18 protein-coding genes are annotated in these 22,484 nt (G+C 59.4%); 10 read left to right on the plus strand and 8 right to left on the minus strand.

The annotated features are described in order from the left end of the window. Positions 1-13: 13 nt before the first annotated feature. Genes B9Z39_RS08640 through B9Z39_RS08655 form a run of 4 tightly spaced genes read left to right on the plus strand, consistent with a single transcriptional unit; the run spans position 14 to position 5,013 of the window. Positions 14-565: an alpha/beta hydrolase gene (locus B9Z39_RS08640; RefSeq protein WP_108301389.1), complete on the plus strand. Its 552-nt coding sequence runs from the start codon at positions 14-16 to the stop codon at positions 563-565. Beyond that, positions 555-1,472, plus strand: coding sequence for a ParB/RepB/Spo0J family partition protein (locus B9Z39_RS08645; RefSeq protein WP_100146570.1), 918 nt, complete (start codon positions 555-557; stop codon positions 1,470-1,472). The genes B9Z39_RS08640 and B9Z39_RS08645 overlap by 11 nt, the downstream gene beginning before the upstream one ends. A 32-nt stretch (positions 1,473-1,504) precedes the next feature. Beyond that, positions 1,505-3,262: a hybrid sensor histidine kinase/response regulator gene (locus B9Z39_RS08650; RefSeq protein ID WP_108301390.1), complete on the plus strand. Its 1,758-nt coding sequence runs from the start codon at positions 1,505-1,507 to the stop codon at positions 3,260-3,262. Continuing rightward, positions 3,259-5,013 (plus strand): ATP-binding protein, encoded by a 1,755-nt coding sequence (locus B9Z39_RS08655; protein WP_108301391.1) that lies wholly within the window; start codon positions 3,259-3,261, stop codon positions 5,011-5,013. Before B9Z39_RS08650 ends, B9Z39_RS08655 begins: the two co-directional genes overlap by 4 nt. A gap of 12 nt (positions 5,014-5,025) precedes the next feature. On the opposite strand, the gene B9Z39_RS08660 is transcribed toward B9Z39_RS08655, so the two are convergent. Further along, positions 5,026-6,453 carry an FAD-binding oxidoreductase gene (locus B9Z39_RS08660; RefSeq protein ID WP_108301392.1) on the minus strand — a complete coding sequence of 476 codons (1,428 nt, stop codon included), beginning with the start codon at positions 6,451-6,453 and terminating at the stop codon, positions 5,026-5,028. 133 nt (positions 6,454-6,586) lie between these two features. Between B9Z39_RS08660 and B9Z39_RS08665 the strand changes: the two genes are divergently transcribed. From B9Z39_RS08665 to B9Z39_RS08675, 3 genes are read left to right on the plus strand one after another with little or no spacing between them, the layout of a single operon-like run. Then, positions 6,587-7,174, plus strand: a complete 588-nt coding sequence (locus B9Z39_RS08665) for a BglII/BstYI family type II restriction endonuclease (protein ID WP_108301393.1) — start codon at positions 6,587-6,589, stop codon at positions 7,172-7,174. A 1-nt stretch (position 7,175) separates the two neighbouring features. After that, complete coding sequence (locus tag B9Z39_RS08670; RefSeq protein WP_108301394.1) at positions 7,176-7,865, plus strand: MT-A70 family methyltransferase; 690 nt, start codon at positions 7,176-7,178, stop codon at positions 7,863-7,865. A 60-nt stretch (positions 7,866-7,925) separates the two neighbouring features. After that, positions 7,926-8,495: a cob(I)yrinic acid a,c-diamide adenosyltransferase gene (locus B9Z39_RS08675; protein ID WP_108301395.1), complete on the plus strand. Its 570-nt coding sequence runs from the start codon at positions 7,926-7,928 to the stop codon at positions 8,493-8,495. Positions 8,496-8,510: 15 nt separating this feature from the next. Here B9Z39_RS08675 and B9Z39_RS08680 read toward each other — a convergent pair whose 3' ends face one another. After that, positions 8,511-8,933 carry a hotdog fold thioesterase gene (locus tag B9Z39_RS08680; protein WP_108301396.1) on the minus strand — a complete coding sequence of 141 codons (423 nt, stop codon included), beginning with the start codon at positions 8,931-8,933 and terminating at the stop codon, positions 8,511-8,513. 10 nt (positions 8,934-8,943) lie between these two features. Then, entirely contained in the window at positions 8,944-9,759 is an 816-nt protein-coding gene (locus B9Z39_RS08685; protein WP_108301397.1) for a cyclase family protein, read from the minus strand. 89 nt (positions 9,760-9,848) lie between these two features. Here B9Z39_RS08685 and B9Z39_RS08690 point away from each other — a divergent pair, with 89 nt between their 5' ends. Together B9Z39_RS08690 and B9Z39_RS08695 are read left to right on the plus strand one after the other, a co-directional pair. Beyond that, positions 9,849-11,948 (plus strand): acetoacetate--CoA ligase, encoded by a 2,100-nt coding sequence (locus B9Z39_RS08690; RefSeq protein ID WP_108301398.1) that lies wholly within the window; start codon positions 9,849-9,851, stop codon positions 11,946-11,948. Next, complete coding sequence (locus tag B9Z39_RS08695) at positions 11,945-12,412, plus strand: DUF3237 domain-containing protein (protein WP_108301399.1); 468 nt, start codon at positions 11,945-11,947, stop codon at positions 12,410-12,412. The genes B9Z39_RS08690 and B9Z39_RS08695 overlap by 4 nt, the downstream gene beginning before the upstream one ends. A 369-nt stretch (positions 12,413-12,781) precedes the next feature. Here B9Z39_RS08695 and B9Z39_RS08700 read toward each other — a convergent pair whose 3' ends face one another. The 5 genes from B9Z39_RS08700 to B9Z39_RS08720 all read right to left on the minus strand — a co-directional run bounded on the left by B9Z39_RS08700 (position 12,782) and on the right by B9Z39_RS08720 (position 19,548). Then, positions 12,782-14,080: a TRAP transporter large permease gene (locus B9Z39_RS08700; RefSeq protein WP_108301502.1), complete on the minus strand. Its 1,299-nt coding sequence runs from the start codon at positions 14,078-14,080 to the stop codon at positions 12,782-12,784. Between the two features lie 8 nt (positions 14,081-14,088). After that, positions 14,089-14,619, minus strand: coding sequence for a TRAP transporter small permease (locus B9Z39_RS08705; protein ID WP_108301400.1), 531 nt, complete (start codon positions 14,617-14,619; stop codon positions 14,089-14,091). Between the two features lie 6 nt (positions 14,620-14,625). Then, the gene (locus B9Z39_RS08710) at positions 14,626-15,651 is read right to left on the minus strand and encodes a TRAP transporter substrate-binding protein (protein ID WP_108301401.1); all 1,026 of its coding nucleotides are present in this window, start codon (positions 15,649-15,651) and stop codon (positions 14,626-14,628) included. Between the two features lie 72 nt (positions 15,652-15,723). After that, complete coding sequence (locus B9Z39_RS08715; RefSeq protein ID WP_233248960.1) at positions 15,724-17,331, minus strand: indolepyruvate oxidoreductase subunit beta family protein; 1,608 nt, start codon at positions 17,329-17,331, stop codon at positions 15,724-15,726. Between the two features lie 9 nt (positions 17,332-17,340). After that, the gene (locus B9Z39_RS08720; RefSeq protein WP_108301403.1) at positions 17,341-19,548 is read right to left on the minus strand and encodes an indolepyruvate ferredoxin oxidoreductase subunit alpha; all 2,208 of its coding nucleotides are present in this window, start codon (positions 19,546-19,548) and stop codon (positions 17,341-17,343) included. A gap of 217 nt (positions 19,549-19,765) precedes the next feature. On the opposite strand from B9Z39_RS08720, the gene B9Z39_RS08725 reads away from it, so the two are divergent. Beyond that, entirely contained in the window at positions 19,766-22,483 is a 2,718-nt protein-coding gene (locus tag B9Z39_RS08725; protein ID WP_233248961.1) for an EAL domain-containing protein, read from the plus strand. Position 22,484 lies beyond the last annotated feature (1 nt).

Consider the following 22,484-nt stretch of genomic DNA (forward strand, 5'->3'; position numbering starts at 1 on the left):
TTCCCAGACCGCCATGTCCACCGTCTTACTTTTGCCCGGCTGGCACAACAGCGGCGCTGACCATTGGCAAAGCCTGTGGGAGACGCAGCATGGCGACACCCGTGTGGCCCAGCATGACTGGTCGTTCCCTCTGCGCGGCGACTGGATGGCGCAACTTGAAGAGGCCGTGTTGGCCCATGACGAGGTGATGTTGGTCGCCCACAGTCTGGGCTGCATTCTGGTGGCCGCATGGGCTGCGCATTCCCAGCACACCGAGCGTGTGTTGGGCGCACTGTTGGTGGCGCCGGGTGACGTGGAGCGGCCAGAAATGCGGCACGTGCTGCACAGCTGGAGCCCCATCGTGCGTGAGCGGCTGCCGTTTCCAAGCACCTTGGTCACCAGCCGCAATGACCCGTATTGCAGCTTCATGCGCGCCAGCCGGTTGGCCATGGACTGGGGCTCGCGCTTGGTCGATGTGGGCAACCGAGGACACATCAACAGCGACTCAAATGTGGGTGACTGGCCTCAAGGCCGAGCCTTGTTGGACGAATTCAAAATCAAAGAGAAAACACACCATGGTCACTAAAAAACCCAAAGGCTTAGGCCGCGGACTCGAAGCCTTGTTGGGCCCCAAAGTGGACGATAGCGCAGCAGCCAAAGCCGCGGCCAACGAGGGCTTACCCCATACCTTGCCTTTGAGTGAGATGGTGCCTGGCATGTACCAGCCACGCACGCGCATGGACGAAGGCGCGTTGTACGAGTTGGCCGAAAGCATCAAAGCCCAAGGCATCATGCAGCCGATTCTGGTGCGCCAACTCACCGACGGCCCCAACGCAGGCAAATACGAAATCATTGCCGGTGAACGCCGCAGCCGCGCGGCCAAACTGGCCGGGCTCGACACCGTGCCCGTGCTGGTGCGCGACGTGCCCAACGAGGCCGCTGCGGCCATGGCCTTGATTGAAAACATCCAGCGTGAAGACCTCAACCCACTGGAAGAAGCCCAAGGACTGCAACGCTTGATCAAAGAGTTTGGCCTGACCCACGAAACTGCCGCCCAGGCGGTGGGCCGCTCGCGCAGCGCGGCCAGCAACTTGCTGCGCTTGCTCAATCTGGCCGAGCCCGTGCAAACCATGCTGATGGCGGGTGATTTGGACATGGGCCATGCCCGTGCCTTGTTGGCCCTGGACCGCGCAACGCAAATCACGGCGGCCAACCAAATCACCGCCAAGCACATGTCGGTGCGCGAGGCCGAGAGCCTGGTCAAAAAGCTCAGTGCCGAATTCAATCTGGTGCCGCAAAAGCCCAAAAAAGAAAAATCACGCGATTTGAAGCGCGTGGAAGAAGAGTTGTCCGACTTGCTCACAGCGGAGGTCGATGTGCGCATCAAAAAGCGCGTCAAACGCCAAGGCCGCATCGAGGAAATGGGCGAACTGGCGATTCAATTTGGCTCGTTGGACGAACTCAATGGCTTGATCGACAAGCTCAGGGCTTGAGCCTGTTCGACCGATACCCACACTGATGCACGATGGCTGTAAACCCCGTCGTTGACCCTTCGCTGGACGATGCCGATCGTGTGCTGGAAGACATGTCTGCCGCCCGGCGGCGGCTGTTTTCCAAATACTGTTTGCAGCTGACCCTGGCCTCGGCGCTGCTCTTTTACTTTCTCGATCATCCCGGTTACGACCATCGCATTTATTTGTTCAGCGCGGCCCTTTGTCTGGTTCTGATGGTGTTGCTGCGGCGAGGTTTTTCGACCTTGTACTCGGCCAATGCCGTGTTGCTGACGGGTCTGGTGACCCTGACCTGGGCTGCGGCGCAAACCGGGGGCGTGAACTCCTCGAAAAACTTGTGGTTCAGCCTGCTGCCCATGGTGGCTTTGCTCACGGTCGGCCGAACGGCTGCGGTGTGGTGGCTCGGACTGATCTCGCTGGTTCAGTGTGGGCTCATGTGGGCGGGCATGCGGGGCCTGATCGATACCCGTGTCGACTGGCACCACATGATTGCCTGGGGCGTTTTCAACCAAGTGTGCGTGGTAGGTGCTTGGGTTTTTGGGGTGCATCTGTATGAGCGCATGTACCGCCAGCAAGTGCAGGCCAACGAACAACATAACCAGGCGCTAGAAGCAACCCACGACGACTTGCAACGCGCCCAGGCCCACAAAGATGAATTCATTGCCTCGGTTGGCCACGAGTTGCGCACGCCCATGAATGCAATTTTGGGCTTCAACGGCATCTTGCATGGGCAACTCGCTGACCGACCCGACGATGTGGCGGTGGTGGACCACATCCGTGTCTCCACCGAGCGCTTGCTACAGGTGGTCAACGACATCCTGGACTTTTCGCAATTGCAAGCCGGACGCCTGGTGTTGCATGCGCAAGAGTTTGATTTGACCGATGCCGTCACCTCGGTCTTGAAACCTTACCGAGAAATCGCCCAGCGCAAGGGCTTGGCCATGAACGTCGAGATGCCATTCGACGACCATGCGTGGGTCTATGCTGACAAAGGCCGGTTCCAACAAATCTTGCAAAACCTGGTTGACAACGCCATCAAATTCACCGACCAAGGTCTCGTCTCGGTGTCTGTTGTGTTGCAAGACGCACATGTCCGGGTGGGAGTGCAAGACACGGGCATTGGCATCGCCGAGGACCGACAACAAGTCATTTTTGACCGCTTTGAACACGCCAACATTCAAACCAACCGCCAGTACGGTGGAACCGGTTTGGGCATGTCCATTTGCGAGCGTCTGGTGACCTTGCAAGGTGGCACCTTGGGCGTGCGCAGCCATGTGGGCGAGGGCGCTTATTTTTGGTTCACCCTGCCCATGCTCATGGTGGCCACGCCCACCTTGGCATCACAAGACTGGGCCAGCTTGACGCAAGAGCCCTTGAACTTTTTATTGGTCGACGACAACGCCGTGAACTTGCTGGTGGCGGGCCTGATGTTGAAAAAGCATTTCCCCAACGCCACAGTGCAACAAACCGACACCGGCGAACATGCCCTGACCCTGCTGCGAGAGCAACGCTTTGACTTGGTCTTGATGGACATGATGATGCCGGACATGGATGGCTTGGAGGCCACCCGCACCTTGCGCCAAACCTTTCCCGCGCCTATCTGTGATGTGCCGGTGCTGGCGTTGACCGCCAGTGTGAATCCTGTGGACCGCGAGCGCTGCTTGGACAGCGGCATGGACGATGTGTTGTACAAACCGCTCGACCCGGTGGAGACGGTGCAACACATTTGTAAATTCTTGTCGCGTCACCGCCAAGCAGGGGTGAGTGCATGATGGGCTGGCATCGCCTCATGGACTGGCTGGCGGCTTGTGTGCCAGCACGCTTGCGTGAAAACAAGATGCAGTCTTTCGTCTTGTCTTCTTTGCTGGTGATCGTTGGCTGGTTGCTGTGTGCCGCGCTTGGCGCGCCCGCGCAAACCCTGGGCGCCAGCGCCATTGTGTTGGCCCAAGTGGTGGGCCTGCTGGCCTTGTACAAGGGCGTGTCTTTGCGTACCTGCATTCAGCATGTGTTGTGGGTGGGTTTGGTTGCGCTGTGCTACATCGCTTGGTCGACCGGCGGTTTGTTTTCTCCCTTTTTGGCATGGCTGACCATGGTGCCGGTCATTTCCTTTCACCTGGTGGGTCGTCGCCAGGGCTTGTGGTGGACCGGCGGTGTGTATGCCTTGGTGCTGTGCATGGCCTATGCCAACGCACAGGGCATGCTCGACCCCAGCTTTGTGCTGGATGACCACTTGGTGTGGACATCGCTCATCATCAACTGGGTCGTTCCCGTTGCGTTGATGCTGGTTCCCATGCTCTACGACAAGCTCTACAAGCGCGGCTTGCAAACCAGCAAAGAACGCACCCTGGCGCTTGAACAAAAGCGACAGGAACTGCTGCGCGCCTCAGAAATTCGCGAGCACTTCATCAGCACCGTCAGCCATGAATTGCGCACTCCCATGAATGCCATTTTGGGCTTCAACGCCATGCTGTTGTCGCGTGTGCAAGATCGGCCTGAGGCGCTCAAAATTTTGAACCACACACGCCAGTCCGCCGACCATTTGCTGACGGTCATCAACGATGTGCTGGACTACTCGCAGTTACAAGCGGGTCAACTCAGCGTGCACACCGAAACCTTTGCACTCAGGGACACGGTGAACAACGCCTTCGGTCTGTTCCATCTGCGTGTGCAAAGCATGCGCATTGACTATTACTGCATCATCGATCCTGATGTGCCGGTTTGGGTCAAGACAGACCGCCATCGCTTGATGCAAGTGCTGGTGAACTTGCTGGGCAATGCCATCAAGTTCACCCACCAAGGCCATGTGATTTTGCGTGTGCGTGCGCATGACAATGGCGTGCGATTTTTGGTCGAAGACTCGGGCATTGGCATTTCTCACGAGCAGCGTGGGCGCATTTTTCAACGCTTTTCCCAGGCCGATTCGGGCATCCAAAATCGCTATGGTGGCAATGGACTGGGCTTGTCCATCTCGCAACGGTTGGTCGCCTTGCTGGGCGGAGAAATTGGCTTTGAGAGCGAGCCTGGCCGAGGCGCTGTGTTTTGGTTTGACTTGCCCTTGCGTGAGGTGGCCGAGCCGACCACAGGACAAACACACCATGGGGCCGTGCATGAAACCGTTGATGCGCCGCTGCGTTTTTTGGTGGTGGACGATCACCCCATCAACCGTTTGTTGATTCGTCAAATCCTGCACAACACCTGGAAGAACTGTGTGTTGGTGGAGGCTGAAAACGGCCTCAAGGCCTTGCATGCGCTCAAGAGTCAGCCTTTTGATGTGGTGTTGATGGACATGGTCATGCCCGAGATGGATGGCATTGAAGCCACCCAAAGCCTACGCAAAGCTTTGCCCGCGCCTGCTTGCAACACCCCCGTGTTGGGACTGACCGCCAACGTCAACCCGCAAGACCTGGCCCGCTTCGAGGCAGCCGGCGTGAATGCCGTGCTGCTCAAACCTTTCGACCAAGACAAGCTGTGTCATCAAGTGGAGGCACTGGTGTCAGCCACCGCCCACACACGCGCCACCTGATCGCGCTAGGCCTCAGAGGCTGAAAATCTTGCCGGGGTTCATGATGTTGTGTGGGTCCAAGGCACGCTTGATGGTGCGCATCATGTCCACCGCCCCGTGGCCCGTTTCGGTCAACAAGAAATCCATTTTGTGCAAGCCAATACCGTGCTCGCCGGTGCAAGTGCCTTCCAGGGCCAAGGCGCGTTGCACCAGTTGGTGGTTCAGCTTTTCAGCGGTTTCACGCTCGGCGGGAATGTTGGGGTCGATCAAATAGCCAAAGTGGAAGTTGCCGTCGCCCACATGGCCGACCAAGAAATACGGAATGCCTGAGGCATCGGCTTCGGCCACCGAGTCAAGCAGGCAATCGGCCAGTCGGCTGATGGGCACACAGGTGTCGGTGCTGATGGCGCGACATCCGGGCTTGCTTTGAATCGCGGCAAAGTACGCGTTGTGTCGTGCCGTCCACAAGCGCGTGCGTTCTTCGGGCGTGGTGGCCCACTCAAACGATTGACCGCCGTGCTCTGCCGCAATCTCTTGCACGGTTTCGGCCTGCTCTTTCACGCCGTTGGGCGAACCGTGAAACTCCATCAACAGCATCGGCGACTCGTTCAGGCCCAGCTTGGCATAGGCGTTGACCATGCGCACAGTGTTGGCGTCGATCAACTCCACACGCGCAATCGGCACGCCCATTTGAATGATGGTGATCGTGGCCTGCACAGCGGCTTCAATGCTTGGGAAAGAGCACACCGCCGCAGACACGGCTTCGGGCAAGGGGTACAGGCGCAGCGTGATTTCTGTCATCACCCCCAGCGTGCCTTCGCTGCCCACCATCAAGCGGGTCAAGTCATAGCCCGCGCTCGACTTCTTGGCACGCGTGCCGGTGCGAATCACCTCACCACTGGCCGTCACCACTTCGAGGGCCAACACGTTCTCACGCATGGTGCCGTAACGCACGGCGTTGGTGCCGCTGGCGCGGGTGGCGCTCATGCCGCCGATGGTGGCGTCGGCCCCGGGGTCGATCGGAAAGAACAAGCCTGTGCTTTTGATTTCTTCATTGAGCTGTTTGCGTGTCACGCCAGGTTGCACCGTCACGGTCAAATCTTCGGCATTGATGCTCAGCACGCGGTTCATGCGCCCTACGTCCAGGCTGATGCCGCCTTGCACGGCCAGCAAATGACCTTCGAGCGACGAGCCCACGCCAAACGGAATCACGGGCACTTTGTATTGCGCGGCCAAGCCCACTGCGTCGGCCACGTCTTGGGTGCTTTCGGCAAACACCACCGCAGCGGGTGGTGGCACCGTGGTGAAGGCCGACTCGTCACGGCCATGCTGCTCGCGCACGATCTGCGCGGTAGAACAGTTGGCGCCAAAGCGTTGGACCAGAGCGTCGAGCAAGGCCTGTGGCACCTCACGCTGGGTGACGTGTGGGGTGAAGTGGTCGAGGGATGTGGGGGCGTTCATAGGGCAGTCTCCGTGTTTGCCAAAGATTCTACGGACAAGCCTTGCACCATATTCCTCTCGTGAACCCCGTGTCTAAGTTGGCACTCCAAGTATGATCAGTGCAAGATAAGCGCTTAGGAACATAGAAACAAAAATGGCATCCGATTTACTTTCACCATTCATACTCGAAAATTATGAAGTACATGAGTGGAAGCACGCATGCGCGATTCTTAAACATGATTTTTCTCAAGAGTGGGACGACATCGTTGAAGTCTTAGAAAATTTTCGACTTTACCGAAGCTGGTTGACCGTTGGTGGCGGACGAAAGTCAAAGGTCTCAGAGGCTATCGACAGCCGACTATACGCAAAAGGGTGGGTCGAAAAACAATTTCAAACCCAAATTCTGGTGGATGGCGCGAAACAAGAAAGCCCTACGCATCAAATCGACTGTTTTAAAAATCGTGTTGCGCTAGAAATTGAATGGAATAACAAAGACCCTTTTTACGATAGAGACTTAAATAATTTCCGGTTGCTTTTTGATTTGCGAGCAGTTTCTGTCGGCGTGATCATTACGCGTTGCGATCATTTACAAGCTATCTTTGATTCCCTCGGACGCGGCCCAAGCTTTGGCGCATCAACAACCCACATGCGTAAATTGTTACCGCGTATCAGTGGGGGCGGAGGCGGGGGCTGCCCAATTTTGGTTTTTGGCATCAGCAATTCACTTTATGTCGAGGACTAACATGATGATTTCTGAGTCTGGTATGGATCTTTTAACAAGAACGGGAGGCCAGAAATTTGCAACAGTTTTGGCGGATCCTCCGTGGCAATTTCAGAACCGCACAGGAAAAATGGCACCAGAACACAAGCGGTTAAATCGATACGAAACAATGGATCTAAAGTCCATCATGGAGTTACCCGTTTCTGACGTTACCGCAGAGACGGCCCACCTTTACTTGTGGGTGCCTAATGCCCTACTGCCAGAGGGTTTGCAAGTTCTCAAGGCTTGGGGGTTTCAGTACAAATCAAATCTCGTTTGGCACAAGATCCGAAAAGATGGTGGCCCAGATGGCAGAGGTGTTGGTTTTTACTTTCGAAATGTCACAGAATTAATTTTGTTTGGTGTCAAAGGAAAAAACGCAAGAACACTTCCCCCCGGACGCTCACAGGTGAATTTCTTAGCGACTCAAAAAAGAGAACATTCACGAAAACCAGACGAGTTCTATCCGCTTTTAGAGTCATGCAGTCCTGGCCCTTATCTGGAAATGTTTGCACGTGGTTCTCGTGCTGGTTGGACAACATGGGGTCATCAAGCGGACGAGTACTTTCCAGACTGGGCAACATACAACAATCATTCGCAGATCGATTTTGTGCGAAATGAGCAAACCGCACTTTTTGAAAACAAGACAAGCTATAAAGCATCAAGCATTTGATACACGTCGCCACTCAGAGGCTACTAAAACGCTGGTTACTTAGCTTGCAAGGACTACACCATGGGCAACCGACTGACACAAATCGCCACCCGCACCGGAGACGCAGGCACCACCGGCCTGGGCAACAACCAACGCGTGTCCAAAAACAGCTTGCGCGTGCATGCCATGGGCGACGTGGACGAACTCAACTCCCACATTGGCGTGCTGTTGTGCGAAGACATGGGGGCCGATGTGCGTGAGGTGCTGGTGGAAATTCAGCACCAGCTGTTCAACCTCGGTGGCGAGTTATCCATTCCCGGCTTTGAGTTGCTCAAAGACGAAGCCGTGCTGGCGCTGGACGAAGCGCTGGAAAAGTACAACGCCCAATTGCCGCGCTTGCAGGAATTCATCTTGCCTGCGGGTAACCGCGCCGCATCGCTGGCCCATGTGTGTCGCACTGTGGCGCGTCGCGCCGAACGTGCGGTGGTGGCCTTGGGCAACGAAGAAGCCATTCAAGAGGCCCCGCGCCAATACCTCAACCGACTCAGCGATTTGATGTTTGTCTTGGCCCGTGTGCTCAACCGCCTCAACGGCGGCGACGATGTTTACTGGAAGAGCGAGCGCATGCAGCGCGCGGCCAGCCAAGACTAAGCACGGTCTTTCACGTTAACGCGGCGACAAAACGGCCATCGTGATGCGCGACACGCAGGTCAGCTCACCTGCATCGTTGTGCATCTCTATCTGCCACACCTGCGTGCTGCGTCCGATGTGTACCGCACGCGTGATGCCGGTGACCCAGCCGCTGCTGGCCGCCTTGATGTGGTTGGCGTTGATGTCTAAGCCCACCGCCCGAAAACCCTCGGGGCAGCTGTAATGCGCGCCGCATGAGCCCAGGGTTTCGGCCAGCACCACACTCACCCCACCGTGCAAGATGCCGTGCGGTTGCTGCGTGCGGTGATCCACCGGCACGCGCGCGCGGATGAAGTCGTCGCCCACCTCCAAAAACTCCATGCCCAAATGCGCGGGCGCGGTGTCATGGTGGCTCTCGCTGAGCAGCGCCACAGAAATGGGTTTTTGCCAAATACGCATGGTTTGCCTTTCAGGTGTTGGGTGATGACGCCATCAACGCGTCGTCAAAAATTGCCACGGCACGTGTCCACCCGGCGGATGCGCCGCGGATCTTGTGCGGAAAGCAGCTGATGTAAAAGCCAGTCGGCGGCAAGGCTTCGAGGTTGTGCATTTTTTCGATGTGGCAGTAGCCAATGTCACGGCCTGCTTTGTGGCCTTCCCAAATCAGGGAGGCGTCCTGCGTTTCGCCATATTTTTTCGCCGTGTGCACAAAGGGCGCGTCCCAACTCCAGGCATCGGTACCGGTCAAACGAATGCCACGCTCCAGCAAATACATGGTGGCTTCGTAACCCATGCCGCAACCACTCGATACAAAGTCGTTGCGCCCATAGCGCGACCCGGCGCGGGTATTGACCACCACAATCTCCAGCGGACTCAAGGTGTGGCCAATGCGTTGCAACTCGGCCTCCACGTCCGCGGCGGTCACCACATAGCCGTCTGGCAGGTGGCGAAAGTCCAGCTTCACGCCGGGCTGAAAACACCACTCCAGCGGCACGTCGTGAATGGCAATGGCGGGCTTTTTGCTACCCAACGCGTTGTCCATGGTGGAGTGAAAGTGGTACGGCGCATCCAGGTGGGTGCCGTTGTGGGTGGACAGTTGCACAAACTCCACGGCCCAGCCCTCGCCATCGGGCAAGTCCTCTTTCTTCAGTCCGGGAAAAAACGGCTCAATCTGCGCATACGTGTTCTCGTGTGTGAAGTACTCAATCTTGGGCGCGAACGCGGGGGGATCGCTGACCACATCGTTCTCTAAAAAAATAGACAAGTCCACAAAGCGTCGGGCCATGGGTATCTCCTGAAATAGTCTTGTAGACGGAGCTTAACTTGGTGTTCTCTCGGGGGCTATGCAGGGCTGTCGCCTGTTAATCTTGGCGCATGACAACGCCTGCGTACATTCCTCAGATTCGGCTCTACCAAGACTGGCTGCGCCAGCACAAAGGCCTGAGCTTTGACAGCTACGACGCTTTGTGGCGTTGGTCCACCACCGACTTGAATGCGTTTTGGCAAAGCATTTGGGACTACTTTGACCTGCGCTCGCCCACACCGCACCAAGCGGCGTTGGTGAAAAACGCTATGCCCGGTGCCCAGTGGTTCACCGGCGCGCACCTGAACTATGCACAACAGGTGTTTCGCCACGTGGAGGCAGCCCATGCGGCAGGCTTGATGGCCCTGGTGAGTCGCAACGAAAAAGGGCTGCACCAAGAACTGTCATGGCCCGAACTCCAACGCCAAGTGGCCTCGCTGGCACTGCACCTCAAAGCCCAAGGCCTGCAACCCGGCGACCGCGTGGCGGCCTACTTGCCCAATATCCCGCAAGCCATGGTGGCGTTTTTGGCCACGGTGAGTTTGGGGGGCGTGTGGAGCATTTGCGCGCCGGACATGGGCACCAACGCCGTGCTCGACCGCTTTGCGCAAATTGAGCCCAAAATTTTGATCGCCTGCGACGGCGTGAGCTATGGCGGGCGTGACCACGACCGCTTGCAGGTGGTCTCCGAGATGCGCGCCCAACTGCCCACCGTGCAACACCTGATCTTGCTGCGCAACCTCCACCCCGACGCCAGCCTGCCCCACAGCTCCGATTACGACAGCACCATCACCCGCGACGACGCGGCCACGGCGCAGTTTCAGCCTTTGTCACTGCCCTTTGACCATCCGCTGTGGATTGTGTATTCGAGCGGCACCACAGGCTTGCCCAAGCCCATCGTGCATGGCCACGGCGGCAGCACCATCGTGGCCTTGGCCTTGAAGGTCTTGCACAACGATGTGGGCTGCAGCTACCACCCCAACAGCTGGGGCGAGCGCTACCACTGGTACAGCTCGACGGGCTGGGTGATGTGGAACGCGCAGATGAGTGGCTTGCTCAACGGCACCACCTGCGTCATCTTTGACGGCAACCCCGGCGGCACCGACAAAGACAAACCCGATTGGGGCACCTTGTGGCGCTTTGCGGCAGAAACTGGCGCCACCTTTTTTGGTGCCGGTGCTGCCTTCTTTGCCAACTGCCTCAAGTCGGGCTTGGACCTGTCGCAGTGGCCCACCTTGGCGCGCGTGCGTGCGCTGGGTACCACCGGCTCGCCCTTGAGCGAAGACGCGCAGCGGTGGGGCACCGAGCAGTTCCGCGCTTTACGTGCCATGGCGGCCAGCTCAGCCATGGCGGGCGCACAAGCCCCAGACCAAGACGTGTGGTGGTGCAACATCTCGGGCGGCACCGATTTTGCGGGCGCCTTCATTGGAGGCAACCGTGAGTTGCCACTCATCCCTGGCCAAATGCAATGCCGCCTGCTCGGGTGTGCGGTCGAGTCGTGGAACGAACAAGGCCAGCCGGTGGTTGATGCGGTGGGTGAATTGGTGTGTACCCAACCCATGCCGTCCATGCCGCTGTATTTTTGGAACGACGCGGGCAACGTCCGCTACCTCTCCAGCTACTTTGACATGTACCCTGCTGGGCATGGCCGTGCGCCTGGAGGTGGCGACGCCTCGCCCGAGATGGGCGCCGTGTGGCGGCATGGCGATTGGCTCAAGGTCACGCCCCAAGGCGGTTGCGTGATTTATGGCCGCAGTGACGCCACCATCAACCGCCATGGTTTGCGCATGGGCACCAGCGAGTTGTACAGCGCGGTGGAGGCCCTGCCCGAGGTGATGGACAGCATGGTGGTCGACCTGGAGTACCTGGGCCGCGACAGTTACATGCCTTTGTTTGTGGTGCTGCGCGACGGCCTGGTGCTCGACGCGGCCATGAAGGCCAAACTCAACGACGCCATTCGAACCGCACTCAGCCCACGCTTTGTGCCGAATGAGATTTTTCAGGTTGACCAAATCCCGCGCACCCTCACGGGCAAGAAGCAAGAGCTGCCCATCAAAAAACTCATGCTGGGTCAGCCGCTGGAAAAAGTGGTCAACCAAGACGCCATGGCCAACCCGGGCTGCCTGCCTTGGTATGTGGACCTGGCCCGCCGCCACTTGGAGTCGGCATGAGCTTGCCCGCACCCACCCTTGAACATGTGTGTGACTTGGCCGTCACCATCGACGCGCCGGTGGAAGTGGGCACCACGGCCATGGGCCTGCGCCGCATGATCCCCATCACCGGCGGCACGGTCACGGGCCCGCGGATGCAAGGGCGCATCGTGCCGGGTGGGGCCGACTTTCAGTTGATCGTGGGCGATGGCACGCAAGCGCACCTGGATGCGCGCTATGTGCTGGAACTCGACGATGGCACGCGGGTGTTTGTGCAAAACAAGGCGCTGCGTGTGGCCAGTGCCGAAGACTCCGCGAAGATTCGTCGCGGTGAGCCGGTGGACCCGACGCGGGTGTACTTCCGCTGCCAACCCAGTTTTGAAGCGAGTACGCCGCAGTGGTCTTGGTTGGCGGAGCACCAGTTCATTGGTGTGGGGTTGCGGTTGCCGGATGCGGTGCATTTGAGTTTTTACAAAGTCTGTTGAGGTTCGGGCGCTTGTCTCGTTCGCTTGCTTGCCTTGCTTAGTTCATTCGCTTAGTTCATTCGCTTCGCCAAGACGATCAGCCAGCACCCGCTGCTGCTCCGCGCTGCGCGCTTGATGTCGCCGCATCGGGCGCTGACTGCTCGCCTTGGCCACGGGCGAGAGTTAGGGTGAGGGCGACTTGGCGTTGCGTGGTTTTGCGCTGAGACTTAGTGGGGTCACAGGTGGTTGGGCGATCAGCCAGCACCCGCTGCGGCTCCGCGCTGCGCGCTTGATGTCGCCGCATCGGGCGCTGACTGCTCGCCTTGGCTACGGGCGAGAGTTAGGGTGAGGGCGGCTTGGCGTCGTGTGGTTTCGCGCTGAGGCTCGTTGTCACAAGCGGTTGGGCAACCACAGCGCGATGATGGGAAACGCGATCAAGATGATCAAGCGCAAGATGTCGGTGACGACAAACGGAATCACGCCTTTGAAGATGGTCATGAAGCTCACGTCTTTGACCACGCTCTTGATCACAAACACGTTCATGCCGACGGGCGGGTGAATGAGCCCGAGCTCCACGGTCATGACGATGATGATGCCAAACCAGATCGGATCAAAGCCAAGCTGCAAGATCACCGGGTAGATGATGGGCACGGTCAAGATGATCATGGCCATGGCGTCCATCAAACAACCGAGCACCAGGTACATCACCATGATCAGGGCCAGCACCCCGTAGCGGCCAATGCCTAAGCCGGTCAAGAACTCGGTGAGCTTTTGCGGGGTTTGGGTGATGGTGAGAAAGTAGCCAAACAGCAGCGCACCAATCAACACGGTGAACACGGCCGCCGAGGTGCGGGTGGCGGAGAGCAGGGCTTCACGAATGCCCGCACGGTCGAGTTTGCCGCGCAACACACCCAGCAAAAAAGCACCACTGGCCCCTACGCCACCGGCTTCGGTGGGGGTGAAAAAGCCGCCGTACAAACCGCCAATGACAAACAAGAACAGGGTCAGCGGGGCCCACACATCTTTGAGGCCGTTCATGCGCTCACCGAAGGACTTGCGCTCGCCAGCGGGCAGCCAGTCGGGGCAAAATTGCACGATCAAGAAGATGGTGATGACGTACATGCTCATGGCCAACAAACCCGGCACGATGCCCGCCATGAAGAGCTTGCCAATGTCTTGCTGCGTCAAAATAGCGTAGACCGCGAGCACGGTGGAGGGGGGCAACATGGCACCCAAGGTGCCGCCCGCGGCAATCACGCCGGTGGCAAACGATTGGGGGTAGCCAAAGCGGCGCATCTCCGGGTAGGCCACGGCAGAAAAGGTGGCGGCGGTGGCGACCGATGAACCACAAATGGCGGCAAAGCCGCCGCAGGCCAGCACGGTGGCCACACCCAAGCCGCCGCGCAAATGGCCAATGAAAGCATTGGCGGCGCGAAACAATTCACGGCTCACGCCCGACACCGACACAAACGCGCCCATCAGCATGAACATCGGAATCACGCCAAAGGTGTAGTCGGTCACGGTGCGCATCGAGGTCTGTCCCACCAGCTTCAACGCGGGCCCCATGCCCGCGATGTAGCTGTAGCCCACCACGCCCACCAGCCCCATGGCCATGCCCACGGGCACGCGCAAGAGCATCAACACAAACAAGACCACAAAGCCGATCACGGCCACAGCATCGGTACTCAGTTCCATGGTCACTCGTTGGTTTTTGTTTCGGGGTGATCTTCCAGCGCTTCGGGCTGCATGATCAGTCGCCAGGTGCGGATGCCAATCAGCAGCACCGCGCACACATCGCCCATCCAGGCCACGGCAAAGAAGGGCCAGGTGGGCAAGTTCAGGTCGTAGGTCAGCACGTTGTCGCGCATCGTCACGGCCACCTTGTCAAACAGCATGATGGTTTGCACCGTCACCACAAACAGCAACACCAAGGTGGCAAACACGTCGATGAAGCGGCGCATGCGCGGGCTCGCGCCGGTCCACAGCAAGTCCACCGTGATGTGGCTGCCGCGGTAGCTGGTGGCGGCAATGCCCCAAAAGATCAAGATGCCCAGCAGCATGCGACCGAAGTCGTAGCTGTCGGGAATCGAGGTGTCAAAGAACTTGCGCAGAACGACGGCGATGAAGATGTTGGCGGCCACGATGCCCACAAACAAGGCCGCCATCCATTCGATGGCATCGATGATGCGATCGAACGGGCTCTTGGTTTTTTCAGACAGGCCCGTCATGGGCGATCACAGGCCCGACTTGTACTTGGCCAGCGATTGCTTGAAGGCCGACAACACAGCCACCGGGTCTTGGCCGGTTTTCTTCACGTCGTTGGCCCATTGCACTTCCACCGGGGCCACCGCTTGTTTCCAGGCGGCGAGTTGCTCGGGCGTGAGTTTGTAGACCTCGCGGTTGGGGTCGGCGGCCAGTTTGACGCGACCCGAAATTTCAAAGTCGGCCCAGACGCTGCCCACCTTCTCGGCCCACTCGCTGGTGCAGTGGCTGTCCACCGCTTTCTTTTGGTTGGCCGACAAGGCGTTGTATTTGTCGTTGTTCATCACCCACACGAAAGGCGTGGCGTAGAGGGGCACGTCCATGTGGTACTTCACCACCTTGTCAATGCCAAACAACATCACCGAACCCCAAGGGAAGGTGATGGCCTCGGCCACACCGCGCTCGAGCATGTCGCGTGACTCGGGGGCCGAGGCTTGCACGTTGGTGCCGCCCAAGAGCGTGATCATCTGGCCCACGGTCGAGGTGGCGGGACGCACTTTCATGCCTTTGATGTCGGTGGGCAGCACGATTTTTTTGCGCGAGTGAAACGCGCCGGGGTCATGCGCGAAGGCAAAGCAAAAGTGCACGTCCTTCATTTCTTTGGCCGCGTAAGCGCGGTACCACGCGTCAATCGCGGCAGAGCCTGCTTTGGCGTTGCTGATCATGAAGGGCAGTGAGGCGGCGGCAAAGATCGGGAAGCGCCCCGGTTGGTAGCCAGGGTTCACGTACGAAAAATCGGCAATGCCGTCGCGCGCCATGTCGTAGTGGTCAAACGCTTTGCCCAGTTGTTCGGACGGAAACATGGTGGCGGTGAGTGTGCCGCCTGAGGCCGCTTTCAAGCTCTCGCCCCACGCCACCAAGGCCGGGTTCAGTGCGTGCTGCGCGGGCACCCAGCTGGCGAACTTCAAGGCCACCGGTTTGTCTTGGGCCTGGGCGGCGCCCAAACTGAAGGCCAATGCGGCGGTGGTGAGCAGGGTGCGGGAGAGTGGGATGGGCATGGGTGTGTCTCGCAAAGAAAGGGCTTATTTGTAATCGCTGAACTTGGGACTGACTACGGGTGTTTCCCCCTGTCAACCTTTGTCTGCGTGCTGCGTGCGCACCCGTGGCATCCAGCGGATGGGTTGCGCGCGCAGCTCGCGCGCTGGTGCGCCGTGCGCGCGCAAGGCGACGTCCAGGGCCTGACCAGCTTCGTCGCGCAAGGCGGCTTCGCGCGCTTGGTCAATCGCCTGCGCGCGGGCTTGTGGCGTGTCAAACACGGCACCCTGTGCCAGGTGACGCACGATGTGCAACAGGTTGTCGCGCCCGCGTGTGTGGGTGCTGCCATAGCCTTTGATCAGACGGCCGCATTGCGCCAGCGCCAGCCCTAAAGCCGGGTGCGCACGTGCGCCTGCCTCGACAGCAGCCAGCCACTCGGTGATCAGCGCTTGTTCTTGCGCGTAGCGGTGGCCCAAGCGACGCAAGCCGCGCATGCTGCTCAAGAGCCGCAGCATCAGCCAGCCGCCCACCGTGTGTGTGCCCACCTTGATCGGCAGGCCCAACGGCGCTTTGCCGCTTGCCACACGGCGTTGCTCCCAAGCCATCAAACGTTCGGCCAGGGGGCTGGGCAAGAGCCCGGCAAACTCCGGCACGCCGGGTTTGAAGTGGTCGTAGAGCTTGACCACATCGTCGGTCTTGGCCTTGACCTCGTCGCGCACGCGTTGCAAGCGCGAGGCGCGGCTTTTCAAGTCGGCCACGCGCACGATGTCGTCAAACGCCATCCACAGCGCCAACCAACGCGCCATCTCTTCGGTGGCGCGGCTTTGCCCCGGCGCGCCCGACTGCTCGGCGGCCCACACGGCTTGCAAACGTTGCACATACAGCGCCGCGTAGTTGGCGCCTTGGTAGTCGATCAAGCGGGCGTGGCCCAAGCGCAGCATGGGGTGCACGGCGGCTGGAAACAAAGCCGCCACGCCCTCTGGCAGCGCGGGCGCATCCGCTGCGTCGGCTGTGACGTTGGCTGTCGGTGCGAGCACGGCATCGACATAGCGCGACTGGGTGCGTTGCTGTTGCACCGCGTCCAGCCCCAAGGCAAAGCCGCGCAAGCTGGCTTGCTGGCTGGCGTTGCCCGTGGCGTGGCCGTCCAAAATGGCGGCCTCAAAATCGGCGCGTTGCATGGGCAGCACACCGCTGGCGGCAATGCAGCCGAGCATGGTGGCGCTCACCACAGTGCCCGCTTGGCGCGTCAACGCGGCCATGTCCAGCACATGGCTGGTGCGGCTGTGCTGTTGCAACAGGTGCACCAGCGCGGCGTCGTCCAAACGGCCATCGCCGAGTTGCATTTTTTCTTGCGTGGTCAAGGCGCGGTTGCTGGCGCTGACCACACAGGTGCGGTCGGCCGAGCACAAGCCCAGCGCGGTTTGCCTGGCGGTTTCCAGCAACTCCGACGACACCAGCAAGTCCAAGCGTCCCGGCAAAGGGTTCAAGCCAAACACTGGGCGTTGCCCGCCCAGGGCGCTGTGGGGTGTGGGAAACACCTCCAGGTAATACGTGGTGGCCCCGGTGCGCTGGGCCACGCCCGGCACCGAGGTGGCTTGGGCCGGGTAGCCCGCGTGACGCGCCGCGTCCACCAGCCAGTCGGCCAGCACACCGCCGCCTTCGCCGCCGAGGGCGCACAACAAAATAGAAATCGCTTGGGTCATGTCAATGCCTTAGGCTGGTTGAAGCACGCGCACCAGCCCTGCGCGCAGTGAGGCCAGCAAACGCTCCCACACACCTGGGTTTTGCACCACCTCGGCCCGGTAAAACGAGGGGCACAGCGTGGCCGCATGCGCGTTCTCGCCACACAAACCGCAGCCCACGCAGCCGTCGATCACCGTGGCCACCGGGTCCACCTTCAAGGGGTCGGGGTTGTCTTTCAGGGTCAGCGTGGGGCAGCCGGAGAGGCGAATGCAGGCATGGTCGCCGTTGCACACGTCCTCGTCCACGCCGTACTTCACGCGTTGCACACGCTCGCCTTGTTTCAGCAAACTGGCAATCCAGGGCTTGATGCGGCGTTGCCGCTCGAGTTGGCACTCGCCCTCAGCCACGATCACCTTGAGCCCATTGAAGTCCGAGGTGAAAGCCTCCACCAAGGTCTCGCGCACCTTGGCCACTTCGTAGGTGTGTACGGTGCGCAGCCATTGCACACCCAGCCCTTGCAGCGTGCGCTCAATGGTTTGGTTGGTGTGGGCCAGGCTTTGCCATTTGTCGGCGGCGGCGAGTTTGGCCGCGTCGTCTGGGGTGGAGATGATGTCTTGCGTGCCCGTCGCCGAGGTGTAGCCATTTTTAAAAATCAGCAACACCGCGTCGCCCCCGTTGAACAGTGCGCTTTGCACCCCGGTGAGCAAACCGTTGTGCCAGAAGCCACCGTCACCCATGATCGAGAGCACGCGCCGTTGCATCGACGGCGACACACCGGCTCGGCTGGCCAGGCTCATGCCATAACCCAAGATCGTGTGGCCGGTGGAAAACGGCTCGAACGTGCCCAGCGCATGGCAACCAATGTCGGCGGACACGTGCACCGCGCCAATGTCTTGTTGCGCCAACTTGATGGCCGAAAACACGGGCCGTTCTGGGCAGCCAATGCAAAACCCGGGCGGGCGTGGCGGCAGGGTTTGGCCTTGGGCTTGCAACGCCTGCGCCACACCGGTGCGGCGTGCTTGGTTGCCTTGCAGCCAGGCCTGCACACCCGACGTGGCGGTGGCCGTGGCGTCGGTTGCGCTGGCGGCAGACGCTGGGCCCACGGGCTCCGTCAAATAACGGTTCACAAACTGCAGCAGGCCTTGCGCCATCACCTCGGCGGTGTATTCGCCGCCTTGGGGCAACACGTCTTTGCCGTGCAAGGGGGTTTGCAAGTCACGGCGACGCAGCAAGGTGGCCACTTCTTGCTCGATGTATTCGGGCTGACCCTCTTCCATCAGCAACACGCCGCGCTTGCCTTGGCAGAAGTTGGCGATTTGGTCGGGCAGCAAAGGGCAGGTCACGTTGAGCACCAACAGCGGAATGCGGCTGTTGCCAAACGCGTCGGCCAAGTCGAACTGCTGCAAGGCGCGGATCAAGGTGTTGTAGAGACCGCCTTGCACGATGAGCCCCAAGTCGTGGTGCTCGCCGTCAAAGTGTTCGTTCAGGCCATGCGCCTCGATGTAGGCGCGTGCGGCCGGAATGCGTTCTTGGTGCTTGAGCTTTTCTTGGCCAAACGTCACCGGTGGATGGGCCAAGCGGCTGTAGTCAAACTTGGCGGGCTCTGCCAACAGGTGCAACGCTGACTGCGCGGGCGCTTGGTTGTCTTTGGCCACAAAGCTGCCGCGCACATGGCAGGCGCGGATGCGCAACTCCATCAAGGTGGGCATGTTCGACGCTTCGGAGAGCCGAAAGCCGTGCTCCACCATGTCGACCATGCGGCTCAGGTCGGGACGTGGGTCCAGCAAGACCATGCCAGACTTGAGCGCGTAGGCGTGGGTGCGTTCTTGTATCACCGACGCGCCTTCGCCGTAGTCTTCGCCCACCACAATCAGCACGCCACCTTTCACACCCGGCGATGACAAATTGCTCAGTGCGTCCGCCGCCACGTTGGTGCCGACGATGGATTTCCAAGTCACGGCACCGCGCAAGGGGTAGTGGATGGAGGCGCCCAACATGGCCGCTGCCGAGGCTTCGTTGGCACAGGCCTCCACATGCACGCCAAGCTCTTGCATGTAGTCCTTGGCTTGCACCATCACATCGAGCAAGTGCGACACCGGTGCACCCTGGTAGCCGCCCACATAGGCCACGCCCGATTGCAGCAGCGCTTTGGTGATGGCCAAGATGCCTTCCCCATGAAACGTCTCGCCCGCGCCCATGCGCAGCATCTCAACTTCTTTGCTGAATGAAACTTCCACGGCTTGTCTCCTGTTGTGAGCGCAAGCTTAGCAGGGCCTGATTTTTTCAAGCGTCAGACAAATGACGCGCATCAGTTTGGATAAGCGGAGTAAAGTCTCTTATCCCTTCGGTTTACGTCCGAAAAAGAAGAACCTCCCCATGCATTTAAGTCGTCTCCCGGGCCGCTCTCTAAAAGCAAGGGTCACCCTGTTCACGCTGTTTATATTTCTGAGCAGCATGTGGTCCTTGGCGTTGTATGCCGACCACATGTTGCGCAGAGACATGCAAACGCAATTGGAAGCGCAGCAACTTTCAACCGTCACGTTGTTGGCCAACGAAGTCAACCGTGGCCTCACCGAGCGTCGTAACGCACTGCAAAAAGCAGCCACGGTTATCGGCGAAGTGATACGCCAGAAACCGCAGGCCACACAGACACAACTCTCGTCCTTGGTCGTGCTGCAAGAGATGTTCAGCGGCGGCACATTTGTGACCGACACACGCGGCACGGTGCTCGCCTCCTATCCTGAATCCTTGCATCGCCAAGGTGTGAATTACGCCGGCCGTACCTACCTTCGTGCGGTGCTCGACAGAGGGGAAACCGTGATCACGCAGCCTGTCATGGCCCAGCTGCTGAAAGCGCCCGTTTTCGTCATGGCCACGCCGGTGCTGGATGCGCAAGGGCAGCGCATCGGGGCGTTGGTCGCAGGCATCAACTTGGAGTTACCCAACTTCATGGACATCGTGCAAGACAGCCATTACGGTGAGACTGGCAGTTACTTGGTGGTGGCGCCCGAGCAGCGCATGATCGTGACCTCCAGTGACAAGCGCCGCATCATGGAGACCTTGCCAGCCGAGCACGTGAGCCCCACCTTGGACCATTTCATTCGTGGCGCAGAAGGCTCGGCGGTGTTCGTGAGCCCGCTGGGCATTGAAGTGTTGGCGTCGGTCAAGCGGATCCCGGTGGCGGGTTGGTATGCGGCCGTTGTGCTGCCGACACAAGAGGCCTTTGCCCCGATAGAGGTGATGCACCAACGCATCTTGTGGGCTGCTTTCGTGACCACGTTGCTCGCTGGGGCCGTGACGTGGTGGATGTTGGGTTGGCAGCTTTTGCCCCTGCAATCCACGGCACGGGCGTTGGCGGAGATGGCGCAAGAAAGCGCGCCCTTGCAGCCGCTGGTGGTCACCCGGCAGGATGAAATTGGTCAGGTGATTGGTGGCTTTAACCACCTGCTGGTCGAGTTGGAGAAACGCCAGCAAGGCTTGAGGGAGAACGAGCTGCGTTACCGAACCGCGTTCATGACCAGCCCGGATGCGCTCTCGATCACCCGTTTGTCCGATGGCCAGTACCTCGACATCAACCAAGGCTTTGTGCGTCTGTTTGGTTGGTCTCGTGAAGAGGTCATCGGTGCCACTTCCTTGAAGCTCAAAATTTGGCACCGTCTGGAGGACCGTGCGGTCTTCATCCACACGATGCAAACACAGGGCCAATGTCAAAACATGGAGTTTGAGTTTCTCACCAAGACGGGGCAGCGAATTTCAAGCTGGGTGTCCTCTACACCGCTGGCAGTCGACGGCGAACCTTGCCTGTTGTCGGTGACACACGACATCACCGAGCGCAAGGAGGCCTTGAGTCAAATTCATCAATTGGTCTACACCGACACCTTGACCGGGTTGCCCAACCGACGCTACTTTTTGGACCGACTCAACCAGGCCTTGACGTCGAGTCTTCAAAAACGTCGCTGGGGCGCCTTGATGCACATTGACCTGGACGACTTCAAAACCCTCAACGACACGCAAGGCCACGAAAAAGGTGACCGACTGCTGCAGCACATTGCCACGCGCCTAGAAACGTGTGTGAGGGCTCAAGACACCGTGGCCCGACTTGCTGGCGACGAATTCATTGTGTTACTTGATGATCTGAGCCAAGACACTGGCGAGGCGGCCACCGAGGCTGAACACGTGGCCAAGAAAATCGTAGCCGCGCTGAATTTGCCCATGTACCTTGACCGCATGGAACATCAAATGACGTGCGGCATTGGCATCACCTTGTTTGGGCCTGCGCATGAGACGGCCACAGAGTTGCTCAAGCGTGCCGATTTGGCTTTGCACAAGGCCAAGCGCATGGGCCCCAACACCACGCTCTTTTTTGAGCCCGAAATGCAGGAAATGGTCAGCGCACGCGCGGTGATGCAACGCAACCTCCGAGAGGCCTTGCAAAAGCAGCAGTTCGTGCTCTATTACCAAGCGCAGGTGTCGGATCAGCAGCAGATTTTTGGTGTGGAGGTCATGGTGCGCTGGATTTCGCCTGAGCGAGGCCTGGTGCCTCCTGGCGAGTTCATTCCGTTGGCTGAGGAAACGGGGCTCATCGTTCCCTTGGGCACGTGGATCTTGCATGAGGCCTGCAAACAGTTGGCTGTGTGGCAGCACCACGAAGACATGGCGCACCTCACATTGGCCGCCAACGTCAGCGCCCGTCAGTTCAACCAAGATGATTTTGTCGACCAGGTGCAAGAGGCCTTGCGCGCCACCGGCGCGCCGCCGAACAAGCTCAAACTTGAATTGACCGAGGGCATGATGGTGACCCACATGCAAGGCGTCATTGCCAAGATGCATGCGCTGAAAAAAGTGGGCGTGGGTTTTTCTCTCGATGACTTTGGCACGGGCTTCTCATCGTTGGCCTATCTGAAGCGCTTGCCTCTGGACCAGCTCAAAATCGACCAGGGCTTTGTGCGCGACATCTTGGTGGACCACAACGATGCTGCCATTGCCAAGATGGTGATTGCCCTGGGCGACAGCCTGGGCCTGTCCGTGATTGCCGAGGGGGTTGAAACCGAAGCCCAGCGCCAAGCACTGGCCAACATGGGCTGCACCAATTACCAGGGGTATCTCTTCAGCCGGCCGGTGCCGGTGCGAGAGTTTGAGGCCCTCTTGCGCGCCACCCACGCGCACGCATGAA

Source organism: Limnohabitans sp. JirII-29, from assembly GCF_003063395.1.
Taxonomy (GTDB): Bacteria; Pseudomonadota; Gammaproteobacteria; order Burkholderiales; family Burkholderiaceae_C; genus Limnohabitans.

Coding starts and splice junctions, on each gene's coding strand:
- B9Z39_RS08640 (WP_108301389.1), top strand. CDS start 14: ATGTCCACCGTCTTACTTTTGCCCGGCTGGCACAACAGCGGCGCTGAC.
- B9Z39_RS08645 (WP_100146570.1), top strand. CDS start 555: ATGGTCACTAAAAAACCCAAAGGCTTAGGCCGCGGACTCGAAGCCTTG.
- B9Z39_RS08650 (WP_108301390.1), top strand. CDS start 1,505: ATGGCTGTAAACCCCGTCGTTGACCCTTCGCTGGACGATGCCGATCGT.
- B9Z39_RS08655 (WP_108301391.1), top strand. CDS start 3,259: ATGATGGGCTGGCATCGCCTCATGGACTGGCTGGCGGCTTGTGTGCCA.
- B9Z39_RS08660 (WP_108301392.1), bottom strand. CDS start 6,453: ATGAACGCCCCCACATCCCTCGACCACTTCACCCCACACGTCACCCAG.
- B9Z39_RS08665 (WP_108301393.1), top strand. CDS start 6,587: ATGGCATCCGATTTACTTTCACCATTCATACTCGAAAATTATGAAGTA.
- B9Z39_RS08670 (WP_108301394.1), top strand. CDS start 7,176: ATGATGATTTCTGAGTCTGGTATGGATCTTTTAACAAGAACGGGAGGC.
- B9Z39_RS08675 (WP_108301395.1), top strand. CDS start 7,926: ATGGGCAACCGACTGACACAAATCGCCACCCGCACCGGAGACGCAGGC.
- B9Z39_RS08680 (WP_108301396.1), bottom strand. CDS start 8,933: ATGCGTATTTGGCAAAAACCCATTTCTGTGGCGCTGCTCAGCGAGAGC.
- B9Z39_RS08685 (WP_108301397.1), bottom strand. CDS start 9,759: ATGGCCCGACGCTTTGTGGACTTGTCTATTTTTTTAGAGAACGATGTG.
- B9Z39_RS08690 (WP_108301398.1), top strand. CDS start 9,849: ATGACAACGCCTGCGTACATTCCTCAGATTCGGCTCTACCAAGACTGG.
- B9Z39_RS08695 (WP_108301399.1), top strand. CDS start 11,945: ATGAGCTTGCCCGCACCCACCCTTGAACATGTGTGTGACTTGGCCGTC.
- B9Z39_RS08705 (WP_108301400.1), bottom strand. CDS start 14,619: ATGACGGGCCTGTCTGAAAAAACCAAGAGCCCGTTCGATCGCATCATC.
- B9Z39_RS08710 (WP_108301401.1), bottom strand. CDS start 15,651: ATGCCCATCCCACTCTCCCGCACCCTGCTCACCACCGCCGCATTGGCC.
- B9Z39_RS08715 (WP_233248960.1), bottom strand. CDS start 17,331: ATGACCCAAGCGATTTCTATTTTGTTGTGCGCCCTCGGCGGCGAAGGC.
- B9Z39_RS08725 (WP_233248961.1), top strand. CDS start 19,766: ATGTGGTCCTTGGCGTTGTATGCCGACCACATGTTGCGCAGAGACATG.